A 23,693-nucleotide genomic window follows, 5' to 3' on the forward strand; every position below is an offset into this window, starting at 1 on the left:
CGTCGACCAAAAAACAAGGGAGTTTGAGACGATAATCTAACAAAAGTGTTACCTATGTGCTTTTAAAAATCTGTTACCTATGTCCTTGGTTGCACATTGTTCAAAATGTGAAAAGTCAAGACTTGACCCCATGAGTGAGACCCCATGATTGATTAAACATTCTGGCCAGCGGCAAAACCGGACGACCAGGCCCACTGAAAATTGTAGCCGCCAAGCCAGCCTGTGACATCGACCACTTCCCCAATAAAAGAGAGACCTGGAACTTTTTTTGATTCCATGGTCTTTGAAGAAAGCTCGTTTGTATCCACACCGCCACGCGTTACCTCTGCTTTCGAATAACCAACTGTCGACGTCGGAAAAATTTTCCATGCTTTGAGCTGCTGCGCACAATCATCCAGGGCTCGATTCGAAGCACTGGCTAAAATCGTCATTTTTGGAAAATACTGTTCACAAAAGATTTCGCAAAAATGTTGTGGAAAAAATTCACGGAGAAGACTTTTTATCTCTGCATTTGGTCGTGCCTCCCTTTTTTCATACAACCATTTCTTAGCATCAATCTCTGGCAAGAGATCCATCGTCACTGCATCTCCCGAGTTCCAGTAAAGTGAGCCTTGTAGCGCAGCCGGGCCACTGAGTCCCACATGTGTAAACAGAATATTTTCGCGAAATGATGCGTGATCACAGGAGAGAGAAACATCCAGAGAGATCCCCGCCAACGCAGAAAAAGGCTTCCAGGCTTCTGAAGTAACACGAAAACCATCGAGAGCTGGAGAAAGAGATGTAACACGAAGTCCAAACTGTTTTGCCATGCGATAGCCAAAATCCGTGGCACCGATTTTAGGAATCGACAATCCACCGGTAGCAATCACAACACTTGCCACAGCATAGATTCCTTGACTTGTTTCCATGACGAAGCCGGCATGATCTTTTTTGAGAGATTTTACAAAAGTCCCCAACTGAAACGTGACTCCAGCTTCACAACATTCATTGACAAGCATCGAGACAATCTGTTTGGCGGAGATGTCACAGAAAAGCTGACCCAGCTTCTTTTCGTGATAGGAAATGCGGTGTTTTTCAACGAGCGCTATAAAATCTTGTGCTGTAAATTGTGAGAGTGCTGATTTACAAAAATGGGGGTTTTCAGAGACGTAATTTTCAGATGCAGCATTGATATTCGTAAAATTACATCGACCGCCACCTGAAATGAGAATTTTTGCGCCGATCTCTTGAGCATGATCAAGAAGCAGAACATTTCGTCCACACTTCCCCGCCTCAATCGCACACATGAGACCTGCAGCCCCTGCTCCAACAATGAGCACATCAATTTTTTTCATTGGGCGGCCACATCAAGGGGTCAAGTCTTGACTTTTTACTTTTCGATTGAGTCGCTCAACAATTTTGTTCAAAAAGTAAAAAGTCAAGACTTGACCCCATCCACAGGATGACAAAGAGAAATTACTTTACGCTGAGAAGTTCGACATCAAAAATAAGATTCGCATTCGGAGGAATGGCCCCGCCTGCACCACGTTCACCATAACCAAGCTTTGAAGGAATATAGAGAGTTCGCTTCCCACCGATCATCATCCCCGCAACTCCTTCGTCCCAACCTTGAATGACTTGACCGACCCCTAAAACGAAATCAAAGGGAGCGCCATGATCTACGGAGCTATCAAACTTCTTCCCCTTCTTGCCATTCTCATCCAGCCAACCCGTGTAATGGACGACCACTTTCTTCCCTTTTGCTGCTGCTGTCCCTGTTCCTGCCTTTTGATCCTCGTACTTCAATCCCGTTGCTGTTGTTACCATTTTTCCTCCTGCAAATGCTAAAAGTGGAATAAAAAGAGCTCCTGCAATAAGAATACGCTTCATACCGCCTCCTTTTTGGTGAAAATGACCAAAACGCTTTTAGCAGGTTGCTCAAGGAAGTTCAAATAAAAACACTTGCTTTTTTCAGGGGATAGACTACATACGCCTCGAATTATTAACGCTTGTAGTTTGTATCTGAATTCGAACAGGTGAAGTCATCACAGTAGAAATCGTTACACCAAAGACTACAAGCACATTTAAGGAGGACAGTATGTCCAAGAAGAAAGGAACCGTAAAGTGGTTCAACAACAGTAAGGGTTTCGGTTTTATTACCCCAGATGATGGCGAAAAGGATCTTTTCGTCCACCACACCAGCATTTTAGCGGAAGGGTACAAATCCTTAGCTGAAGGCCAAAGAGTTGAATTCAACGTTGGCCGCGGTCCTAAAGGCGAAAACGCCACAGATGTTGTGGTTATCTAACTTTTGAAACCAGCATTCTGAAAGAAAAACCGTCAGGGCAAAACCCTGGCGGTTTTTTATTCCTCTTATGAAAAAAGCTCGAAACGAAAAAATTCGCAATATCGCCATTATTGCCCATGTCGATCATGGCAAAACGACTCTCGTCGATTTTATGTTGCGACAAAGTGGCACCTTTCGCACAAATCAAACCGTCAATGAACGCGTCATGGACAGCATGGATTTAGAGCGTGAGCGCGGTATTACCATTGCTTCCAAGAATTGCTCGGTGCAATGGAAAGGCGTAAAAATTAATATTATCGATACTCCGGGCCATTCTGATTTTGGAGGTGAAGTCGAACGTGGCCTCAAAATGGTGGATGGAGCAATTCTGCTTGTCGATGCTTCCGAAGGTCCCCTTCCCCAAACACGTTTTGTCCTTAAAAAAGCTCTGGAAGAGCATCTGAAAATCATTGTGGTCATCAATAAAATTGACCGCAAAGATGCACGTCCACAAGAAGTGCTCGATGAAATTTATAGTCTCTTTATTGATCTCGATGCGAATGATCATCAAATCGAGTTTCCGATTCTGTATGCCATCGGGCGCGATGGCATTGCGCAAAAAACGCTCGAGGATCGTGGCGAAAATTTAGAACTTCTTTTTGATACGATTGTCAGTGAAATTCCACCACCAAGCTATGATTCCGATGAACCCTTTCAAATGCTCGTCACGAATCTCTCTTACTCAGACTACCTCGGTCGTTTAGCCATTGGCCGCATCATGAATGGAAGAGTCGTTAAAAACGATCAACTCGCTTGTCTTGGAAGCGATGGAGCGCCTCGACGATTGAAAGTTTCGAGTCTTCAAACGTATGAAGGGATTCGTGTTCAAGAAGTCGATGCTGTTGAACCAGGCGACATTCTGATTCTTTCAGGTATAGAGCAGGTGGAAATTGGAGATACGATTTGCACGATTGAAACACCAAAAACCTTAAAGCGCATTGTGGTTGATGAACCGACCGTCTCCATGAAATTTATGATCAACACTTCTCCTCTTGCTGGTCTTGAGGGGAAAATTGTTCAATCCCGAAAAATTCGCGAACGCCTTCTCAAGGAAACACTTCATAATGTTGCGCTTCGTGTTGAAGATGCGGCAACGAGTGACAGCTTTATCGTTAAAGGTCGCGGCGAGTTTCAAATGGCCATTCTCATTGAAACGATGCGACGAGAAGGATTTGAACTGAGCGTTGGCCGTCCCGAAGTTATCCTCAAAGAAAAAGATGGCAAACAACTTGAACCCATCGAGCATCTCTTTATCGATATTCAGGAAGAAGATACGGGAATTATCACCGAAAAAATTTCTCGTCGCCTTGGGCGTATGCTCAACATGGTGAACCATGGCACCGGACGTGTCAGGCTTGAATTTTCAATTCCTTCACGTGGTCTTATTGGATATCGAAATGAATTTTTGACCGACACCAAAGGTACAGGATTGATGAATTCCTATATTGAAGGTTACGAACCGTATCGCGGTGAAATCAAGAGTCGTGTTTTGGGATCGCTTGTTTGTGATCGTGCTGGCAAAACCGTTCCTTACGCTCTTTTTCATTTAGAACCACGAGGGATTCTTTTTGTAGAATCAGGAATGCCTGTTTATGAAGGGATGATTGTAGGAGAGCACAATCGTCAGCAGGACTTGAATGTGAATGCATGCAAAGAGAAAAAGCTGACGAATATGCGTGCAGCAGGTCGAGATGAAAATATTCTTTTAAGTCCAGTCACTCCCATCACTCTCGAGCGAGCCATCACGTTTATTCGCGATGATGAACAGGTTGAAGTCACTCCTCAAAGCATTCGCTTAAGAAAAAATATTCTTTTGCAACAACAGCGTAAATAATTTTGATATTTTTTCATCTTTGCACTATGTAAAGAGAGAAAAAACAACAAGGAGATCAAATTAAAATCATGAAAGACGTCATCACCCAAGAACGCGCTTTCTTTTTTCTTCTTCTTTTCCTGTTCGTCATTGGTATTTTGATTATTTCTCCCTTTTTAGAAGCTATTCTTTTAAGCATCGTTTTTGCTGTGCTTTTTTATCCTCTTCATGAAAAATATCTGCAATGGACATCGGGAAGAAAGAATATTGCCTCCCTTCTTTCCACTGCTTCCTTTCTGATTATACTTATTATCCCCATCTCCATTTTACTGCACTTAACGGCCGTCCAGCTTTCCCATATCCTTGTAACTCAAACGCAAACACAGGAACCAAGTTTATCTGAATCCGTTTTTTATTTTCAGAAAAAGATGATCGTCGGCGCAAAAAAAATTGAATCCCTTTTAGGAATGCAATTTAATTTGGTTCCTCTTATTAAAGAAAGAACACACCAACTTACCCAAGTTTTTGCAAAACACATTCTGGCAATCATATCTGGGATGGCAAATGTGGCCTTAGATTTTTTTGTGATGATGATGCTTTTATTTTATTTTTTTCGACAAGGACCTGAGTTTTTGAGCAAGGGAATCCATCTCTCTCCTCTGAAGGATCGATATGGGAAAAAATTAACAGATGAAATCAAAATCACTATTAAAGGAGTTTTTTATGGAAGTTTTTTCGTCGGTTTTCTTCAAGCAACCTTCGCCAGCATTGGGTATTATTTCGCTCACGTGGAAAATTATTTATTTTGGGGAATTATTACCTTTATTGCTTCCTTTCTTCCCACCATTGGCACTGCCCTTGTCATTATTCCCTTAAGCTTCGCTCTTCTTTTTCAAGGACATGTCAAACATGCCATTTTTCTCATTGCTTATGGAACGTTGATTGTTGCAACCCTTGATAATTTACTCAGACCATTTCTCATTCATAGTCATGTGCATCCGGTTATTCTTTTGCTTGGCATTGTCGGAGGCATTACGCTTTTTGGTCCTCTTGGGTTACTTTTAGGACCCATAATTATGGCAACTCTTATTGCCGCTCTTCGTATCTACGCTCATGATTTCTCTGGGGTGGTTTCCACATCATGACCGAAGAAAGAATAAGATTGATAAAAGTCTCTAACATCATCAGCTTCAAATAAGGTTTCTTTTTTGAAACTTTCATTTCTTTTTTTTGCCTCGCTCTGCTGGTGATTAAAAACGTGGACAACGCTGTCCCAACAGTGCTTGTCCATGGATGTTCTTGAACCAAGCCGTTCACATTCAAAGCACTTCGGAAGTATGAAGCCAAAACATGAAAATCTTGTTTTAGCTGCGCTTTACTGGCCTCACATTGGTGCATCAAAGTTTTTTGATTTGTTTTGTGCATTTTAATTTCCGCGTCCAAAAAAAATACCTAAAAAGAAAACTACCGAATGTTAACCAAAAAAGACCGGAAAGAAATGAAGCAAGCCAAACCTGAATATTAAAAAATGAAACAAGACCAAAAACGATTCCATATGAAAGAAACATGACACCCATTAAAAGAGTAACCAGAGAAGAGATAGCAACAAGTACCGAAAGAAGAGATTGAAAAATAAAACTCTTAAAAGAAAACTTTGCGAGATCTACACGTGCTCGGAGATAATCTAAAACATGAAGAGCAACCTCGCGTAGCTGTTCTAGAATCTGGGATGCTTCCGCTATATTCTCCTCTGTTTTTCTTTGATGCGAGGATGACGCAGGAGAAGACGTGTCCTCAGATTTCATCTACGTCTCCACAATGCTCCTAAGACGAGACCAATTCCCGCAGCAATAAGGAGTGACTTCACCGGGTTTTCTCGGATGTGGCCCTCCATGTTTTTTTCCAATCTTCGCGCACCTTGAATTCCTTCACGATAATATCCTTTTGCATTCTCACCCAAAAATTCCATGGTTTCACTTGCGAGTTCTTTTGTTATTTTTCCCATCTCCTGCACATTGTGACCAATAGCAGCAGCCTTTTCCCGTAGATCCGTACTGTGTTGTGAAAAATCTGATCCTCTGAACTGCTGAGCCTTGTCTTGAGTCTTATCTGATGTTTTTTCTTGTTGTCCCATAAGAGACCTCCTTGAAAGGAAAAAGTGAAATTCGTATTTCAATAACTAATCCTGATTTCGATTACAGTCAAGCATTCCACAACATATTATACCCTTCCCTCTTTCAAAACAGTGGCTTACGCCATGAGGGAATAAACAATGAAAGAATAAAAAGTATCAGAAAAATAAAGAAAAGAATTTTTGCGATACCCATGGCACTTGCTGCGATACCGGTAAAACCAAAGACAGCGGCAATGATCGCAATGACAAAAAAGATAACGGCCCATGATAACATAATGGATCACCTCCTTTGATTGTTACAAACCAAACACTCTATTTTCAGAAAAATTACAAGCTGAAAAAATAAAACGTTTTTCAAAAATCAACAATATGAACGACTTAGGGCGTGTCCTCATTTTGAGCGTAACTATTTGAAACAAAAGAAATCTCGACTATTTGTCATCCCCGCATGCTTAAAGCGGGGATCTCCTTCAAACACTGGAGATTCCCGCCTTCGCGGGAATGACATTTTACCAAATGAGGACACGCCCTAGAAAATAAAAAAAATAATTTTTTATTTTCGTTCGTTGAGACAAGATATTGAAGTTTTTTACAGAAAAGGGAAGTAGATTGCTGTATTTCAATCAATTTGAGTCTGTGAGTTGAGTTGCATATAGGTTTCAAGAACTTTCTTTTGATACCCGCCGTAAGGGACACCACGTTTTCCATAATTTTTTGCAACTGATGTAGGACCGCGATTATACGCCATTAAGGCTTTGCTCAAATCTCCATGAAATCGTGTCAGCAATTCGGTCAGATAATGAACTCCGACATGAATGTTAAAGGAGATATTATGTTGAAGCTCTTTTTCTCTGCTGGGATCAATACCGAGTTCATCGGCGATATCTTCCACCACAATCGATTTTACCTGCATAAGCCCCATCGCTCCACGATGCGAACGAGCAGATGTGCGAAAATGACTTTCCACTTTCATCATCGCCAGGATTAAAACTGGATCAATATCGTAGTCTTGTGAAAGCTGAAAAACCGTCTCCGCAATTTCATTGCGCGTCATTTGATCTAAGAAAATAGCTTCTTCGTGGAGAATAGAATCTATTTTCCACTGAAGACTTTGCTTTTGAAGTGCAACTCCAAATGCAATGCCAAGGGCGCACAACCAAATAAAGGAGGTATAGGTAAAGAGACGTTTCATACCTCCTCACCAAAGCAATTTTCATACCCTTTGTAGGCACAATATAACCCATTAATATATATAAGTTTTTTTCTACCCAGGCTTTTGTTCTTGGGGAGAGCGTCCCCCAGACATTCAGGCTTTTTGAAGTCGATGGAGAACAATTCGGAAAATCATGGGGAGCATTGAAATAAAAATAATACCGAGAATAACAAACTCAAAATGTTTTTTCATCACCGGAATATTCCCGAAATAAAATCCTAAGAGGAGAAAAGAAAGCACCCATACGATTCCGCCCGTAATATTAAAAAGTGCAAAGCGTGGATAATGCATTTTTCCGATCCCCGCTACAAAAGGAGCAAAGGTGCGGAAGATGGGAAGGAAACGCGCAAAAATAATGGTTTTGCCGCCATGACGATCATAAAACTGTTGCGTGGAGATCAAATGTTTTTTGTTGAGCCAACGACTTTTTTCACTTCGAAAGATGCGAGGACCAATGCGAGAACCGATCATATAATTGACCGCGTCACCGAAGATGGCAGCGGCAATGAGAACCATAAGTAATACGGATAATTTTAAAACGGTTTGATCCGTAGCAGCCAAAGCTCCAAGCGTAAAAAGAAGAGAATCTCCAGGCAAGAAAGGAGTGACGACGAGTCCTGTTTCGCAGAAAAGAATCAAAAAAAGAATGACATAAATCCAAAGACCAAAAAATGAAATCCAGGTATTGAGATGAACATCGAGATGGAAAAAAATCTCGATAACATGCTGAAAGAAATGAAGAATAGTTTCAAACAGATAAGCCTCTTTCTGGGTCAAAAGAACCACAGTGTTAAAACTTATTTCTCAATAAAATTCAATGGGAACAAAAAGTATTTCTTATTTCTTAGATAAGATCATCGTGGAAACTCTTTGAAATAATAAAGCATTTTGACAATTTGGTTTTGAGAAAAAAATCTGTAGAATGCTGTTTATAACAAGGGGGAACTTATGAATCGCAGAACTTTTATACATTCTAGTCTTCGTATCTGGTCGTTATGCGCAATGCTTCTTACGTATGGTTGCGGCAACGAAAATAGTACCAGCACGGGTTCAGGAACCGCGCTTGAACTCGCTGAAAAAGTGAGTGTCGTTGATGCCTCGAGCACTCTTGCTGGTTCAGGATCGCTCTCCAAAGCGCTTGTGAGGCTTGCAAAAACAAATCCTCCAAATGCCACAGCGACATCGGAATGGTCTACTGACGAGACACAAAAATTTGTCGCAGAACGATCTGCTGAAGCATTTGATATCGTCAATGAAATTCTTTGTATGATCGCACAAACCGGATATCAGGAAAAGCTCGGCAAAGGAAATTATAAAGCTTTCATTGACATCAATCAGTGCGATCAATCCAATGATAGCGCCGCGAGCGCAGGGCAGAATTCAACGAATCAAACTTCAGGTTCAAACAGAACAGATTATGAAACATGGCTTGTCCATTCTGCGACTGATGGCGATAACCATGTTCTCAAAATGTGGATTCGTGAAGGAGCGGACGATTATGAACCTGCGAAATTGATTTGTCTTAAAACTGTGATTTCTGAAAGTGTCAGCGATACCAATCCCTACGGAATTTTCATATCAACCTTTGCCGCTTACCCTGGAGCAAACACCACATGCGAAGGAATTCCTATCTTTAAAGGATTTTTAAAATCAGAAAAAGATGAGAATGAAAAAGTTCTTCTGAAATTTATTGTTGATGGTGGATTTGCAGGATCGAGTGGTGAATCAACGTTCAGCGAAAAAGCGGTTTTGGATCGAGCTGCTGATGGAAAGAGCATGCAGGGACGAGTCGCAGGAACAAATTCTTTTGGTGGAAAAGCAGATACGTATGATTTCGGTATCGCCTCAAACGAAGAGGTCTTCATGCGAGAGGATGAAGGCTCGACCGTTTGTTTGAGTAGAACAGACTTTCATGAGTCTGCATGGCGTTATGGCGTTTATGATGCCGATGGAAAAAGAGTGACGCGTAATTCCGGATTCCCTATTAAAACATCGGATGGCGCTCATGGCTGGATTGGCTACTGGGGACTCTGGATCGACAATGATGCAAACGTCAGCAATGGCGATACTGTTTATAAAGAAGTTTTTTCAGAAGATGGGGGGACCGCCACACCTTACACGGTCGTCAAAATTGGCGCAAAACTGAAAAAATATACACGACAGACTGCTACCTTGAACTTCATCAAAAATATTCCTCTCGACTGGTTTGATAATGCAAGTATGACGAATTATCGCGTGAAATGGAACGGAAGCAAATTTGTAAAATTTGCAACGATGTCGCAGAGCGACTGGTTCTGGAAAAATATTACAGAATCAGATCTCGATCTCTCCGAACTTGATTTCGGCGAACTGAACTTCTGGAGTCAGGCTATAGGGGGACAGGTTCGCGTCCCGCTTCCCAATTGCACCTGGGATGATGTCGAAATGAAGAGTTCATGTGGATCGCCTGATAACGACACAGAGGTGATTTATTTTACTGAAGATATTGTTTATCCGGACGATACGGTTCCCTCTTCATTCCGATGCTACGACAATTGCCCAAAATACGATGCCTCATCCGGTGTCGTGAACCATGAAAGTGACTTTAGCCCCGAGGCGACTGGACACACATATACTTTTGCCGACATGTTGTTAAAAGATACAGACGATAATTCCTTGCTCATGACAAGTGAAAGTGAATCGATGCAGTGGGGATTTAATAGCGGTCCGTTGTTTGAACCAACAGCGGAAAATCTGGCCTTGCTCGCATGCGATTGGGATCCAACCGAAACGTGCGGTTGGAAAGGCTGGAGTGTCCTCTCTGAGTATTACACCTACGAAACTGGTCCAAATCAGTGGAATCAATTCAGTGGACTGAAGGATTCTTCCGGAGTTTTCCTTGCCTTCGAAGCGCCTCTTGCTGTTGAATATACACATTCACAAACCGATACATCCGCAATCGATTATAAGTACCATGGTGTCAAATTTTTCCTCGATTACGGCGGATTCGGCGACCTTCAAGGTATACCTGGAGTTTGTAGAAGTATGGATACGGGAGAGGTCACAAACTGTTCAGATGGCAGCGACATCCGATGGTCTCCAGAATTTATGGTTCCTGAAGGAGCCACCATGACTGCTGGTGGAGCTACTTACTATGTAAAACCGCTTGAAGTGGAACAGGTGATGAAAAGCACGACATGTCCTTCAGGCTTAAGCGTTACTGACTTTGATCTCCCGGAGATCAGTCTCTGGGAAGATCCGGCAATCGGAGCTGAACCAACAGTGGAAGGAGCGCCAGCAGTGATTGGCGGAGTTCTTCAGTAATATTCTTCAAAAAAGAGTAACCTATGGTAGGGGCGCACGGTGTGCGCCCCTATTTTTTTGCGCCCTATTCTTCTTTTTTCATGATGAAAAGATAATGAAATCCACGCAGAAAATAATTCCCTTCAATCGCTGCCGTATGCCAATGACGACGTTTCATGCTTTTGTTATGTCGCGTCACAGAAATAATATCGATCGGTTTGAATTGTTGAGAAAGCAGCTCAAAAAGTTTAAAGCCAATCGGAATAAACGGTTTCCCTTTTTTAAACGTATCAGAAACATAGAGTCCCATGTAACGACGATTTTTAAGAACGCGAAATATTTCAGAGAAAACTTTTTCCATGGCTTCAAAATATTCTTCACCATGAGCATCAAGTTTTCCAATACATCGCGGATCGTCTGAATATTCAAGATGAGTGGAATAAGGTGGATCGATAAAAACAAAATCTGCACTCTGATCAGGAAGCGGAAGATGACGGGCATCGGCTTGAACAACATCTTCACGCGCAGGAGCGAGATCAAATCCTCTTCCCACACGTTTTAAGTCTTTGCAGACATCAAGAGTTGTTCCACTTCCGCACATCGGATCCACAATCGTGTCCCCTTCTCTCGTATAACGAGAGAGAAGATTCCAGATCACATAAGACGGCGTCGCTCCTTGATAGTTTTTAGAACCTTGTTCACCGACGCCATAATGTTGTGAAGGGTATTCCCAAAGAGTCGTTGTTTGAAGTGCCAGTTCCGGTTTTTTCAAACGTCGAAATGTTTTTCGTTGAGGTTTCTGCATTCGAGTTGATGAAGGCATGTTGCGAAGAATTGCAAGCGCTTTTCACTTTTACTTTTTTAATTCTGAAGCTCTTACGTCTAAGGCTTTTTTCGCTGCATTGATAAAGGGTAAAAGAACAATCTCGGTTTTGAAGCGAGAACGATCCACAAATTCCAATTCTGCATAGATGTTGTTTGTTCCTATTTCCTGAAATGTGATCGTGACTGGTGGCCACTCACTAGTATCTTCATTCCAATCAAGAAAGAGATTTCTTAATACATCCCGAAGAACGCTTTGTGCTACGTGTGCTTTTGGCTGTGCAACAGTAGCAAGCGCTATCAAGTGTTCCCTTGTCATAAAATCTCGGCTCAAAATTCGTGCACGTGCTCGAGCATAATAAAGTTTAAAAATCGGAGATTGAGTCGCTGACCAAAAATTCATGCGACATTTTCCTTCATTTCCTGCTTTTCCCGGATCAGCTTGATAAATGATTTCGAGGACACGTCCAAATTCTGTTGAAAGCGGATCGACTCCATCCGCAGATGCTTCCATCTGCGAAACACATGTCCTGGCAGTATTGGAACATGTACCAGCGTTTTGACCCATTTCTGCTTTGAGTCCCTTAGTGCAATCTGATGACCTTGCTACTTTTCCAGTTCCACTCATAATGTTCTCCTTGATACTGCTTTATCGTCACGGGACGTAAAATGTTGCGTTGAAAAACAAAAGATATTATAAAATCATCAATTATTTCAATGAGTTAAAGAAAATAAAAGAAGCAGAAACAATTTCTCTGATCTACCGATAATGCTGAGGGGCACAGATGTCATTCCCGCGAAAGCGGGAATCTCATGAGATCCCCGATAAAGACATTCGGGGATGACAATATGATCTCAATTAAAACTCCAATTATTTACGGCAACAGCGATGGTCTAGAATCCTATCGATATAAAGACGCGATCGACAAATCTCGTCGGCAGGAAAATGTTGTAGGATTTCTCACAGACATCTATGAGAACGTCTCCGCATGGCTCGAAAAATATTCTGATGATCGTGATTTTATGAGATGGAAACAAAACCGCGCTCAGATTCTTCAAGATTGGGAAAAACAGGTCGAAGACTTTAACCACAATGGTTATCTCGACATTGCCTGGAATGTCATTAAGGGAGCAGTCGCAACGTTTACAGACTTATTACAAACAAAAAAGAGTTCACCAGCAACCGGTCGTCTTCCGAAAGACTATGCCCCAGAATGGGACGACGATGAGAAGTATCTTGTCTCTTTATATAATATTGTTTCCATTCAAGAAGCTGGCGCTTACGTCTTTAACGGTCGACTGTCTCGTGCAGAGCTTCATTCCAAATGGACACTTCTAAATACGAGAAAAGAAAAAATCGCAAGACTTCCAAAAATAATTCAAGCGAATCCTTATGATCTTGCAATCGTCGGGAAGCAACTCGATCATCAATTTAACGACAAACATGCTCTCTCTTTTCGCGATCTCAATACTCTTGCTGCCATGCTTGAAGATTATCTTTCTGTCTATTTTACAAATAATAATTTAAAAGCTTACGGTTATCAAAATGTCAGCGCTCGCTCTCTTCTCACCGATTTTCAGAGAGATCATCTGGGTCGTGCACACATTAATTGTGGAATATTTGCAAAAATCGGTGTTGCACTCTTTCAACATCTCGACCTGACAAAAATTTCCTTGGGTCATATTGATGGCTTTATCGATGGCGAACGTATTGGACACTTAGTTGCTTTTGCTCATTACCGTAATCGTCTCACCAACGAAAAAACGATGCTCGTGATTGACAACGCACAAGTGAGCCTCGTGCCACTCGCGGAAAAAGACGATTTTGAAGAAAAAGCACGTGAATATGCAGAAGCAGTTCCATTTCGTTCGTATGATAAATCTCGTTCTATTTCATTTGAGCTGCAACAGGTCGAAACGGTGGAGATCGAAGAATATCACGAAATGACAGCTCTCCCCTCTTCCCAGAAAAAAGAATCATTTGAGCTTCCAGCCTCAGCTGCAGGCGTTAAGCTTCTCATTCCGATTCCGTCGAGCGGAAAACAAATGAGAGATCTTTCCATCAAAGGAAAAGTCTTCCATATCTCTTCAGAACTTCTTGAGGATGGACAAGTTTTCTACTCGATTGAAATTCCCCATGAAGGTCGGACAGTTTTTGGGCTTTATGAACCTTGGACAGATCGCGCAAAATATAATCTCTCTGCACGTTTCCGTCTCAATCATGCTGAAATGCTTGCCCTCGCTTCTGATCTGGACCGCGCCAAGAAAAAACAAATGATGGGCGCAATCTCTCAAGTGACAGAAGTTTTACGTGATACTCGCGATACTGAATTACGACTTCAACTTTTGGATATCGTTTTTCACATCATGGAAGAGGTTGGATATTTGCCTGGCTTTGATCGCTATTTTGAAAATGAAACCGTCTCTCAAGCTGAATATGAAACACAATTGCGCCGCTTGGCAAACATCAATTTGCAAACACGGTTTGAAAATCGATTCTACCAGCTCACTCCCTCAACTGACGTCAGTAAAGCGGCATTTCAAAAAGTAGGATATGACCTCAGCGATCCTCAAAGAACATTGAGAGATAATGAATCAGCACTGGCTGCTCACCTCCTGGCGGAGTCACTGAAAACCCTCAAGGATCACCTTGAAAGCATCGAAGCACAGCATGTTCTGGATCGACTCTTTACGCTCTATCAACGCACGAGAGATGCTTTTGTTGCACACTCTTTGGATTTTTTATTTCTCCAGGCAATGGGTTGGAGTGAAGAAGCAGAAAAAGAAATAGAAAGACGTTATGAAGCTTTTTATCAAACTGGAGATGGAATGCTCAGGCAATTGAGAAACAAGCCGTATGAAGAGCTTTCAGTTCATGAAAAATCGCTGATCACGTATCGTTTTGAACTTGCAACTCGATTTTCGAATGAAAGCGCTGAACGATATGCGGATCAGGTTTTTGCACAATATACTTCGGTGATCGCAGAGGGTTTCACTCGTTATCGCTTTCCGGCTTCGACTCTTCATGATAGATATCGCTTTGCCGTTGCAACCTATAGCCGGTTAAAAAGAATTTCGAATCCTCTTTCAGAAGAACAAAAAGGAGAACTCATCGCATCTGTGGCATCTGTCATTGCATACGATCTCTCTTTTCATGATAGGCAACTGATGCGTGACCTCTGGGAAGAGATGCTTCAATATTCCCCGCCCTCTTCAGTACGACAGACGAAAATTATCGGACTCTTATTTATGCGCACATACGAAGGCGCTCCAATCACGAGTAGGCTCTATAAAGATGCGATTTGGCCATCGCTTCGCATGCCACACAATCAACCTGAAACTTTTGCCCGAGTTGCACGTGATCTTGCTTGGACACCGGAAGCAGCTGCACTGCTTATTGCCGATCTTTCAAAACCTCCGACTGAATGCAATACTCTGGCACCAGCGCTCTTTGAGCTGCTCGCTCTCTTTCTTGAGCGTGGAATCCTTTTTCAAGGAGAGGTGGAAAAACTTCTCGCAGAATTTTTGAAGAGGCTCGGATCACAAGCACATGATAAATATTTAGCTCTCGCCATTGGATATCTTGCAAAAAATAATAGAGCATTAGCAGATAACATCTACACAAATCTTGTGGTAAAAAAAGAAGAAGAAAAGCGTAAAGGTGAAAGAGATCCAGCAGGCATGGTCACGCATTTTTCACAAGCACATATCCCTATGGAAGCTTATGAAAATAATTCTGCGGTTCTTGCCTCTGCTTCCCTTCTTTGCGAAGGAGAGAATGTTCAAGACGAAAGATGTCTTCAGTTCGGACGCAATTTTGGAACACTACTTCGTACAGCGCTCACGGATATCACTTCCGTACAACTTTCGTCAGAAGCAGAGCATGGATTCAAGAGAGTTCGAGAAATTTTCCGCATTCTTGAAAAGCGCCCGGCCCTGCAACAAGGGATCAAAGATGAACAAATCATTCTTGTTCACGATCTTTTTGAAACACTTCTTGTGCATCCCAACCGACGCATTCGTGATACAACCATCTATCTTATAGCGGAATTTTCAGACCTTGCCGCACTGTATAAAATCGATGTCAGCGAGCTTGAACAAAAAGCGCGCGAACGCCTTGAAAAACAACAGATTCCTCTTGGTCCGGTTATGCGCTACGAAGATATTGTTTCTGCTCTCACTCACAACCCGGACCATTTCTATAGACAACAAGCCGCAACTGCAACGACGTACGTTGTCGTGAATGCTCATGCACTCTCTGAGCTTGATGGAAAAACAGAAGTGCCAGAAGAGATTGCACGAAGAATGCAACATCTCTATGCGCTGACACAAACTGACACATCTTATCGCGTTGCTGCAGCTGGCGAGCGCTCATTACGACTTGCCACAGGCGCTGTTGAATCTTATCGGAGTGCACCTGAAGCTTATCCCTGCCCAAATCAAATTGAGGGAGCACAGCTCTGCTATCGACAGGTATTCCGAACGGACCGCGGATTTCACATGGTCCCGGTCATTCTTGAGGATGATGCTGATATCAACCATGTCACCCAGTTAACAGGATCACTTGAAGCTTATTATAAAACCTATCCCTATCAGCAACATTCCCGTTACTTTCATGCGCTTGAAGGAACGAAAAATCAGCAAGCAGATGTCGTTGTCGATGATTTTGATAATATGCAGAACATCCCAAGAAGTCCACGTCTTGCGTTTGATAGATGGGATCCTGTTCTTCTTGACGTAGACATGGATGAAGTAAGTATGGATGAAACTCGAAAACCTTTAGAAGCAGGTTCGGTTTTTTATACGCTGCGTGTTGGAAAAACGACGCAACTGAACGATCTTGTATCTCAAAATGCAAAACCCGCGTTTGGTCAGGCTTCAACTGAACTTCGCAGGCGCTTTATGGAACTTCATCTCCTTTCAAAAGAAAAAGCATCGCATGCAAATGAAATAGCGCAGCTACCTGAAGATGATTTCCATCAACTCTGGAAAGGGTGGCACGACAACAGTGAAATGCTCTGGACCCAGGCAGTCTCAAAACATGAGGAGGGAAATTCACTTCCCATGGAAAAATTGCTCGTGATGCTTCAGATCCTCACCTCAGAAACATCCGATCTCTTTCTCTTCTCATCATCCTCTTCTGTAGGGAAATGGAATATTATCTATGATGGCACGCAAACAGGTCGTATTCAGAGAATTAAAACACAGAGGAAAGAATTCCAATTTTCTTATGGAGCTGATGGAAGACTTTCGTCGTTACAAGGATAAACATGGCGATACAAAGTAAAAAATTTTCGATTCTTTATTTCTCTGACGGCATCGAATCCTATCGCCACATGCATGAGATTGATGAAGAACGTCGGGAGAAAGCGGTGAGTGCTTTTCTGAATGATATTTACGATGTCATAACGCCAGCGTTCAACTTAAATGCGGCAATATTTCGTGAAACGAATATCAAACAATGGAAGGAAGATCGCGCAAAAATTATTGCTGCATGGCGGCCTTATGTGGAAGACAAGAACAATAATGGTTACCTTGACATCGCAGGAAACATCATTGAAGGATCGCTTCTTCTTTATGACCCAAATAAAAAAGTGCACGGTTATTTCCCAGACGCTGGAAGTCTCGTTGCACTTCAGAATGCAGGCGCATTCATCTTAAACGGAAGGCTCCCCGCAGACGTTCTCGATCCGAAATGGCAAATTGCTTCTGAAACCAGAACAAAGAAAATAAGTCGCCTTCCTGCAAACGTACAAAAAAATCCCTATCAGCTCGCAATTGCAGGGCAAACGCTTTTTCGACGCTTTGGAGACAAAACCCTCACACGGAAAGATCTTCAGGATATGGCGTCAATCCTCTCTGATTATCTTCCAGCTTATTTTGTAAATGCTGGAGCAAGTGGTCCTATTTATGGAATGAACATAACACCCACGAGCGAACTGACCGACTTTAAGCGAGATCGCATGGAGCGTGCTTTAGTGGACTGCGACATTCTGGCAGGTGTCGGCGCGGCGCTTCTGAGAAATATAAGAGCATTTGAAATTTCATATCGAGAAATTTCCGGAAAAAAAGGGGCAGTCGGTCATGTTATTGCAGTTGCTGAGTATACGGATCCTTCTGGTGAACGTTCTGCCTTGATCGTCGATAATGAGATTGTCTCCGTTGTTTTGCTTGAAAAGGATGAATCTCTCGAAAAAAAGATCGAAGAACACGTTGCTGCACAATGGTCTCACAATTATGATGCATCTGAGCCCGTAAAGATTACCTTTCATCCCGGTCCTGTATATGATGAGAGTCTCAAAAAGAGTGACGAGATTGACGCATCCCTTGCACAGTATACTGTCGCCTTTGACGTTCCTCTTCAACAGTATCATGCAACTTTTCAATTTTCTCTTGAAGCTGGAAAAACTATCACAACGACATCTGCTGTTCATGCCGGAATAACGTATCATACAACATTAGAACGCATCAACGATGGATATGTTCTGTATACAGTGAAACCTCAAGGAAATGGGCTTTCGGTTTTTGGACTGTATGATCCCTATATGCGCACCGCCAAATATGCCATTCCCACGACGATTCCCCTTAATCGCGCAGAAATGAAAGCTGTGGTGCTCGACCTCGAAAAATTAAAAACCCACACCTCAAGATTCGATTCTCCCATAAGTCAGATTCTCGGTAATACGCGCGATGAAGTTCTTCGGGTTCACCTTTTAGATCTTTTTTTCAACATCATGAATGAAATTGGCTGCGAACTTGATCTCTATTCCTATTTTGAAAATCCGCTTGCTCCTGAAGATGAAATAGCTCAACAGCTCAGACGTCTTTCAACCATTCCACGACATCCTTTGAATGATTATTTGAATCTGAACGGTCCCATACCCGCAACGATGAGTAAAAATGCGAAAGAGGCATTTCTTCGCGTGGGAAACGAGCTTGCTCAGAAACCCGGTCGTGAAGCGGAAGTGGGAGCTTTTCTTCTCGGCGAATACTTAACAGAAACAAAAGATACTCTTTCAGATTCGGAAATTGATGGCTTACTTGAAAGCCTCCTTTCTCTGTATCAAAGTTCAGAAAATACTTATCTCTGCATCTATATCGTGAAACTTTTTTTAAGGCTCGTGGAACCGCGAGACAGATTACAGAAAAAAATAGAAGAGAAATTTTCTGCTGCGCTGAAAAATAAAAACAAACTTTTCCAACATGTCCAAACAATATCTGATGAAATACTAAAAGAACATGAACGTCGAGCCATTGCATATCTTTATACACTTGCATCTGCATTTGCTTCAGATGCTGCCACAGCGGAAGCAGATGCGATCTTCAAACAGTATCCTTCCATTTCGCTCATGAGTCTTGAATGGAATGCCAAAAATTCCTTGCGTGGACCAGCCGAAGCAGCGCAGATACTTTCCACGTATGAACGAGCCAAACGACTTCGAGGAATACTTTCGGAAGCAGAGTCAAGAGCTTTGACACAACAAGTTGCTCAAGAAGTGCTCAAGGCGGATCCAACCAATGCCTCCGCGATTTTCTCAGGAAATACTCTGCTTGATCTCATCTGCGAATTTGAAGAACTTTCTGATCCTTCAGAAACAGAGCAAGCGCTTCTCAGTCTTTTGCAGATTCCTCTTTATCATCAACGTCCAGTAACTGAAGAATTTTATACCACACATATTCGTCCCATTCTCAAACGCGGTTCAACTGATAAGCAAAGCAATAAACTCGCTGATGTGTTTATTCGCATGAGCACGAAGCTGACCTTTACTGCGACAGCAGCTACTCTTTTTACGAAAGACATTGTGGATTTCAAAATCATCGACACGTGTTATACCTATCTCGATATTCTGAAACATTTTCTGAGCGGAAAATTTTTGTCACCGCAACAAACAGTTGCAGCATTTGCACATTATCTCGATTCTTTATACAGCTCTGATATACAGCAAGCATGCAAAACACAGGCTATGAGATCGCTGCCAGATGCAGACCGAACCATAGCTGATCTTCTTTACCGCGAAATTCTCAACAAACCGCGCAAGACACATCCATCAGGAAAAATGCCAGATGGGATTTTGACCTATGCTCCCGGGACTTATGTTGCTGAACCTGGCGACTCGACAGCAATCCTTATCGCTTCTGCATCGGCGATGTGTAATGACAACGAAAGCGACCATGAAGAAGAGTGCAAGAAGATGGGTCGTTTGCTTGCCGCACGTTTGCTGCTTTCACTGGAAAAAGTGAAAACTGCCAAAGGACCGAACGATGCTGGCGAAGCCAACGCTCAGTTTCCTGAATTTTTACGGCTTCTCAATCATCGTGATATCCTTCTTCATGAAATGCGAGATGAGCAGGTGATTCTTGCTTCCGATCTTTTTGAAGAACTTCTCGTTCATCCCAATCGAAGTGTCCGTGATCAGGTTCTCCGCAATTTCGATTGGTTCCTCCAAATTGCCGAAAAAAAAGGACTGCAGTTTCCAGAGCTTGCCAAACAGGCAATGATTGTTCAAGCACGACAAAAGATACCGATTGGTCCCGTGATGACATATCGTGATCTCAAAACAGTTCTTGCAGAAGATCCGAATCATGATCGCCGAAAAGATGCGGCAGGTGCTATCAAATATCTCGTCATCAATCAGAAAACTCTCCAAGAACTTCATGGGAAAGAAGCTCCACCAGACGATTTGGTGAGAGATGTAAAAAATTTGATTGCGATCACGCAATCAGACACTTCTTATCCCGTCGTCGAAGCTGGAGAACGCTCTCAACGTCTTATCGAGTCAGTGGTCGAATCGTATCGCACAGAACCTGAACTTGTTGCTTGCGAAGATGAAGTAGAAACAAAGTCGTGTTATCGCTCTACCTACAACACAGAGCGAGAGCCAGGAATTGTTCCCGTCTTACTTCGAGAAAATGTGGATGAGGCAAAAGCGCAAGAGACAGTGAAAGTAATTGAAGCTTATTATCGAAGATTTCCGTATCAACAACATACCCATTATTTTTATGCGATTGAATTTTTAGGGAAACCCTCGGGTAAGGGCGAAAAAGCGGTGAAAGTTATCGTTGATTATCCTGACATTCGTGATCGAAGCTCTGCCAACCTTACTCTCCAGGTGGCATCAAATGCTGCATATGAAGATATCATTGCTCATATGGCCTATCCTGCTTTTGGACAAGCGCCAGAGCACTTGCGGAATAACTTTATCAACAAAGGTATATTCGCTACGTGGCAAGCCACGGATGAATTTTATAATCTCTGGAAAGCCTGGCTCTCTGACAGTCAAGGAGTGTGGGAGAAAGTTTACTCGGAATTTCAGAAGAATACCCCGGATTGGGACAGCCCTCTTGCACAACTTTTGATCATGATCCAGATCATGTCCTCTGAAGCAGAAGAAATTATCACCTTTTCTGCTTTCGAAAAAAATGGATCGTGGAAAATTGAATATGATCTTGCAAGAAAAGGAAAAATTCGGTCGATCACGATGGGAGAGAAAAAATATCAGTTTTCCTATAATAACTCTGGAATGCTCATAAAAGTCATGACTTCCGCTTCATAATTTTGTATTTGTTGTCCAAACTTATTTCAAAACATTTTCGCTGATACGGGTCCTGTCACCTCAGTCGTTCCACCTCCCCGCTGACGCGGGGCGCCCCTTGGATCCGACCTCGGTGCCACCCGAATCATTTGTCAGTTTTGAAATAAGTTTTTGGAATAAAATATGACCGATATTAATGACATCACTATCACTTACGAAGAAGATGGCGTCGAACTTGTGAAAGAGGTCGATAAAATCATTCTTGCGCGCGGTACCTGGCCAACGATTCTTTTCAAATATCTCCAATGGGATCCAAAAAAAGAAACGTATAGTGAAGAAAAATATACGCTGCGCCGCTATCGTAAGATCGGGGATGAATACCGTCAACAGTCCAAATTCAACATCTCCAATCAAGAACAGGCTCGACAAATTATCGAAGCTTTGAGAAAATGGCTGTGACGTCATCCTCGCGAAATCGGGGATCCAGGTCTGGATTCCTGCTTTCGCAGGAATGACACACGGGGAGTAAAATAAAATGAAAATCAAAACTCTTATCAAACGCATTGAGTGGGTCAATTTTCTTTTTCTGCTTTTGAGTCCTCTTGTCGGTATCACCGGAACAATCTGGATTTTCATGCACGGCGGCCCGCATCCGGCAACCATTGCTCTTCTTCTTCTCATGATGGGCCTTACAGGGCTTGGAGTTACTGCAGGCTATCATCGTTGTTTTACGCATTGCAGTTTTAAAGCGCATTGGGCGGTCAAACTCTATTTTCTTCTTTTTGGGGGAGCTGCCTTCGAAGGCTCAGCGCGCGAGTGGTGCTGTGCTCATCGCAAACATCACTCTGATGTCGATACAGACGGCGATCCATATAATATTCAAAAAGGATTTTGGTATGCACATATCGGTTGGGTGGTATTCAAATCAGATCAATCTGATGAGTCGTGCATTCCCGATCTTCTTCGCGATCGTTTGATTACCTGGCAATCTCGTTATTACATTCCTCTCGCGGTCTGTATCGGTTTTGTTCTTCCAACAGCTCTCGCTGCTCTTTGGGGAGATCCCATCGGAGGTTTTTTTATCGCCGGCGTTCTCCGCGTTGTCATCAACCATCATTTAACATTTCTCATTAACTCCTACTGTCACTTTTTTGGGAAGCAAACGTATTCTGATAAAGATTCCGCGCGCGATAGTTGGCTCATGGCCTTTTTCACGTACGGCGAAGGCTATCATAATTTTCATCATGCCTTTCAAACAGATTTCCGAAACGGTTTTCGTCCTCACCATTTTGATCCCACGAAATGGTTCATTCATGCGCTGCATCGTCTCGGACTCGCTTCTGATCTTCATCGTGTGCACCCTGAACGCATTCTCAAAGCAAAGCTTGCGATGGATGAAAAACGTTTGCGAACCCTTACGCCTTTTCAACAAAGGTTCCACGACGGAGAACAATATATCTCGAAGGTACGTCAGAATATTGAAGATCAATATGCCAGACTTCTGGTCCTCAAGGCGCAATATCGTTCCATGAAAAAGGAAAAAATGATCACGATGCGTGAAAAAATAGAAGAATTAAAAATAGAGATTCGAACGGTTCAAGAAGAGTTTAATGAATCCATTTTACTTTGGCATTCATTGTTAAAAGGAAACTTAAAACCTATTTCATAATTTTTGTCATCCCTGCGAAGGCAGGGATCCAGCACTCAATACTTTCTGGATTCCCGCCTTCGCGGGAATGACAACGATTCAAGGAATACAAACAAGATAAACAATCCACGTCGAACAATCTTCCACTTTTTCTTGAGGACGGAAAATGCCATCGCCTCCACCGCGTTTATTGTCTCCTTCCCAATAGACAATTGTTTTGCGAAAACCAGCTTCTTCCAAAACATCTCGCACTTCCGGAAGAGTCCAATACCGCCAATCATAGGTAAACACACGCTTTCGAAGGCGTTCGCCTTTTTCCTTAAAATGAATTGAAAAATATCCCCGATGAGTAATTGGATTAAATCGTTCGCACTCCCAGATGTACTTCATCCCACGCCACTTACTCTCCTCACGAGCGACTTCGACCACTTCACTCCCACCCATGGTATCCAGAACATAGAGACTGTCACGTTTCATCGATTTTCGAACTGAACGAAAATAGCGAAGGAGCTCACGTCGTTCCTGAAAAAACCAAAATGAAAAATTATAAGCGATCACAATATCTGCTTTTATCTTTGCATGCGTCACATCGGCATTGAGATATTTCAGACGCTTTTTTTGACGTTCCGTTAAACGTTTAACGTGGCGCTCTCGTCCACTTTCAATCGGTTCAAGATCGAGATCAATGCCGACAGCGGTGTGTTTCTCACTCTGTTTGACCCATTCTGAACAGAAATAACCCGTGCCACAAAAATCTTCTCTCAGAGAAAGGGGCTGGCGCCCTTTCCTGAGCTTGGAATAAACTTTATTCAGAAATTGAATTTCGAACGTCGGTTCTTGGACAAATATTTCGTAAGCAATGTATTTATCAAACGGTTTTTTCACGATGTTCTTGTAACTCGAGAATATTTTGAATGAAGAT

The 23,693-nt window shown here is 42.5% G+C and carries 19 protein-coding genes; 8 read left to right on the plus strand and 11 right to left on the minus strand.

What is annotated here, in order from left to right; translation table 11 throughout:
• Nucleotides 1–152 precede the first annotated feature (152 nt).
• Together A3C46_00110 and A3C46_00115 are read right to left on the minus strand one after the other, a co-directional pair.
• Nucleotides 153–1,334 (minus strand): hypothetical protein, encoded by a 1,182-nt coding sequence (locus tag A3C46_00110; GenBank protein ID OGQ21634.1) that lies wholly within the window; start codon nucleotides 1,332–1,334, stop codon nucleotides 153–155.
• 121 nt (nucleotides 1,335–1,455) lie between these two features.
• Complete coding sequence (locus A3C46_00115) at nucleotides 1,456–1,869, minus strand: peptidylprolyl isomerase (protein OGQ21635.1); 414 nt, start codon at nucleotides 1,867–1,869, stop codon at nucleotides 1,456–1,458.
• A gap of 208 nt (nucleotides 1,870–2,077) precedes the next feature.
• On the opposite strand from A3C46_00115, the gene A3C46_00120 reads away from it, so the two are divergent.
• The 3 genes from A3C46_00120 (at nucleotide 2,078) to A3C46_00130 (ending at nucleotide 5,284) form a co-directional block, all read left to right on the plus strand.
• Nucleotides 2,078–2,287 carry a cold-shock protein gene (locus tag A3C46_00120; protein ID OGQ21636.1) on the plus strand — a complete coding sequence of 70 codons (210 nt, stop codon included), beginning with the start codon at nucleotides 2,078–2,080 and terminating at the stop codon, nucleotides 2,285–2,287.
• A 67-nt stretch (nucleotides 2,288–2,354) separates the two neighbouring features.
• A complete protein-coding gene (locus A3C46_00125) occupies nucleotides 2,355–4,160 on the plus strand; it encodes a GTP-binding protein TypA (protein OGQ21637.1) in 1,806 nt (601 codons plus the stop codon).
• A gap of 68 nt (nucleotides 4,161–4,228) precedes the next feature.
• Nucleotides 4,229–5,284, plus strand: coding sequence for a hypothetical protein (locus tag A3C46_00130; protein OGQ21638.1), 1,056 nt, complete (start codon nucleotides 4,229–4,231; stop codon nucleotides 5,282–5,284).
• On the opposite strand, the gene A3C46_00135 is transcribed toward A3C46_00130, so the two are convergent.
• The 6 genes from A3C46_00135 to A3C46_00160 all read right to left on the minus strand — a co-directional run bounded on the left by A3C46_00135 (nucleotide 5,251) and on the right by A3C46_00160 (nucleotide 8,230).
• A complete protein-coding gene (locus A3C46_00135; GenBank protein ID OGQ21639.1) occupies nucleotides 5,251–5,430 on the minus strand; it encodes a hypothetical protein in 180 nt (59 codons plus the stop codon). The genes A3C46_00130 and A3C46_00135 overlap by 34 nt on opposite strands.
• A 106-nt stretch (nucleotides 5,431–5,536) precedes the next feature.
• Complete coding sequence (locus A3C46_00140; protein ID OGQ21640.1) at nucleotides 5,537–5,944, minus strand: hypothetical protein; 408 nt, start codon at nucleotides 5,942–5,944, stop codon at nucleotides 5,537–5,539.
• Nucleotides 5,941–6,273, minus strand: coding sequence for a hypothetical protein (locus A3C46_00145; GenBank protein OGQ21641.1), 333 nt, complete (start codon nucleotides 6,271–6,273; stop codon nucleotides 5,941–5,943). The genes A3C46_00140 and A3C46_00145 overlap by 4 nt, the downstream gene beginning before the upstream one ends.
• Before the next feature lie 103 nt (nucleotides 6,274–6,376).
• Entirely contained in the window at nucleotides 6,377–6,547 is a 171-nt protein-coding gene (locus tag A3C46_00150) for a DUF1328 domain-containing protein (protein OGQ21642.1), read from the minus strand.
• A gap of 345 nt (nucleotides 6,548–6,892) precedes the next feature.
• Complete coding sequence (locus tag A3C46_00155) at nucleotides 6,893–7,465, minus strand: hypothetical protein (protein OGQ21643.1); 573 nt, start codon at nucleotides 7,463–7,465, stop codon at nucleotides 6,893–6,895.
• A 114-nt stretch (nucleotides 7,466–7,579) separates the two neighbouring features.
• Complete coding sequence (locus A3C46_00160; GenBank protein ID OGQ21668.1) at nucleotides 7,580–8,230, minus strand: hypothetical protein; 651 nt, start codon at nucleotides 8,228–8,230, stop codon at nucleotides 7,580–7,582.
• Nucleotides 8,231–8,434: 204 nt separating this feature from the next.
• Here A3C46_00160 and A3C46_00165 point away from each other — a divergent pair, with 204 nt between their 5' ends.
• On the plus strand, nucleotides 8,435–10,789 hold the full coding sequence (locus A3C46_00165) for a hypothetical protein (GenBank protein OGQ21644.1): 2,355 nt from the start codon (nucleotides 8,435–8,437) through the stop codon (nucleotides 10,787–10,789).
• A 64-nt stretch (nucleotides 10,790–10,853) separates the two neighbouring features.
• Here the strand turns inward: A3C46_00165 and A3C46_00170 are convergent, their stop codons facing one another.
• Both A3C46_00170 and A3C46_00175 read right to left on the minus strand, forming a co-directional pair.
• Complete coding sequence (locus A3C46_00170; GenBank protein ID OGQ21669.1) at nucleotides 10,854–11,573, minus strand: DNA methylase; 720 nt, start codon at nucleotides 11,571–11,573, stop codon at nucleotides 10,854–10,856.
• Nucleotides 11,574–11,621: 48 nt separating this feature from the next.
• Nucleotides 11,622–12,218 carry a hypothetical protein gene (locus tag A3C46_00175; protein ID OGQ21645.1) on the minus strand — a complete coding sequence of 199 codons (597 nt, stop codon included), beginning with the start codon at nucleotides 12,216–12,218 and terminating at the stop codon, nucleotides 11,622–11,624.
• Between the two features lie 221 nt (nucleotides 12,219–12,439).
• On the opposite strand from A3C46_00175, the gene A3C46_00180 reads away from it, so the two are divergent.
• The 4 genes from A3C46_00180 (at nucleotide 12,440) to A3C46_00195 (ending at nucleotide 22,792) form a co-directional block, all read left to right on the plus strand.
• Nucleotides 12,440–16,858, plus strand: a complete 4,419-nt coding sequence (locus tag A3C46_00180) for a hypothetical protein (GenBank protein ID OGQ21646.1) — start codon at nucleotides 12,440–12,442, stop codon at nucleotides 16,856–16,858.
• 2 nt (nucleotides 16,859–16,860) lie between these two features.
• Nucleotides 16,861–21,144: a hypothetical protein gene (locus tag A3C46_00185; protein ID OGQ21647.1), complete on the plus strand. Its 4,284-nt coding sequence runs from the start codon at nucleotides 16,861–16,863 to the stop codon at nucleotides 21,142–21,144.
• A 162-nt stretch (nucleotides 21,145–21,306) separates the two neighbouring features.
• Nucleotides 21,307–21,582 carry a hypothetical protein gene (locus A3C46_00190; GenBank protein ID OGQ21648.1) on the plus strand — a complete coding sequence of 92 codons (276 nt, stop codon included), beginning with the start codon at nucleotides 21,307–21,309 and terminating at the stop codon, nucleotides 21,580–21,582.
• Between the two features lie 76 nt (nucleotides 21,583–21,658).
• Complete coding sequence (locus A3C46_00195) at nucleotides 21,659–22,792, plus strand: hypothetical protein (protein OGQ21649.1); 1,134 nt, start codon at nucleotides 21,659–21,661, stop codon at nucleotides 22,790–22,792.
• Nucleotides 22,793–22,870: 78 nt separating this feature from the next.
• On the opposite strand, the gene A3C46_00200 is transcribed toward A3C46_00195, so the two are convergent.
• A complete protein-coding gene (locus tag A3C46_00200; GenBank protein ID OGQ21650.1) occupies nucleotides 22,871–23,659 on the minus strand; it encodes a hypothetical protein in 789 nt (262 codons plus the stop codon).
• Nucleotides 23,660–23,693: the final 34 nt, after the last annotated feature.

The sequence above is a fragment of the Deltaproteobacteria bacterium RIFCSPHIGHO2_02_FULL_44_16 genome (assembly GCA_001798185.1).
GTDB lineage: Bacteria > UBA10199 > UBA10199 > 2-02-FULL-44-16 > 2-02-FULL-44-16 > 2-02-FULL-44-16.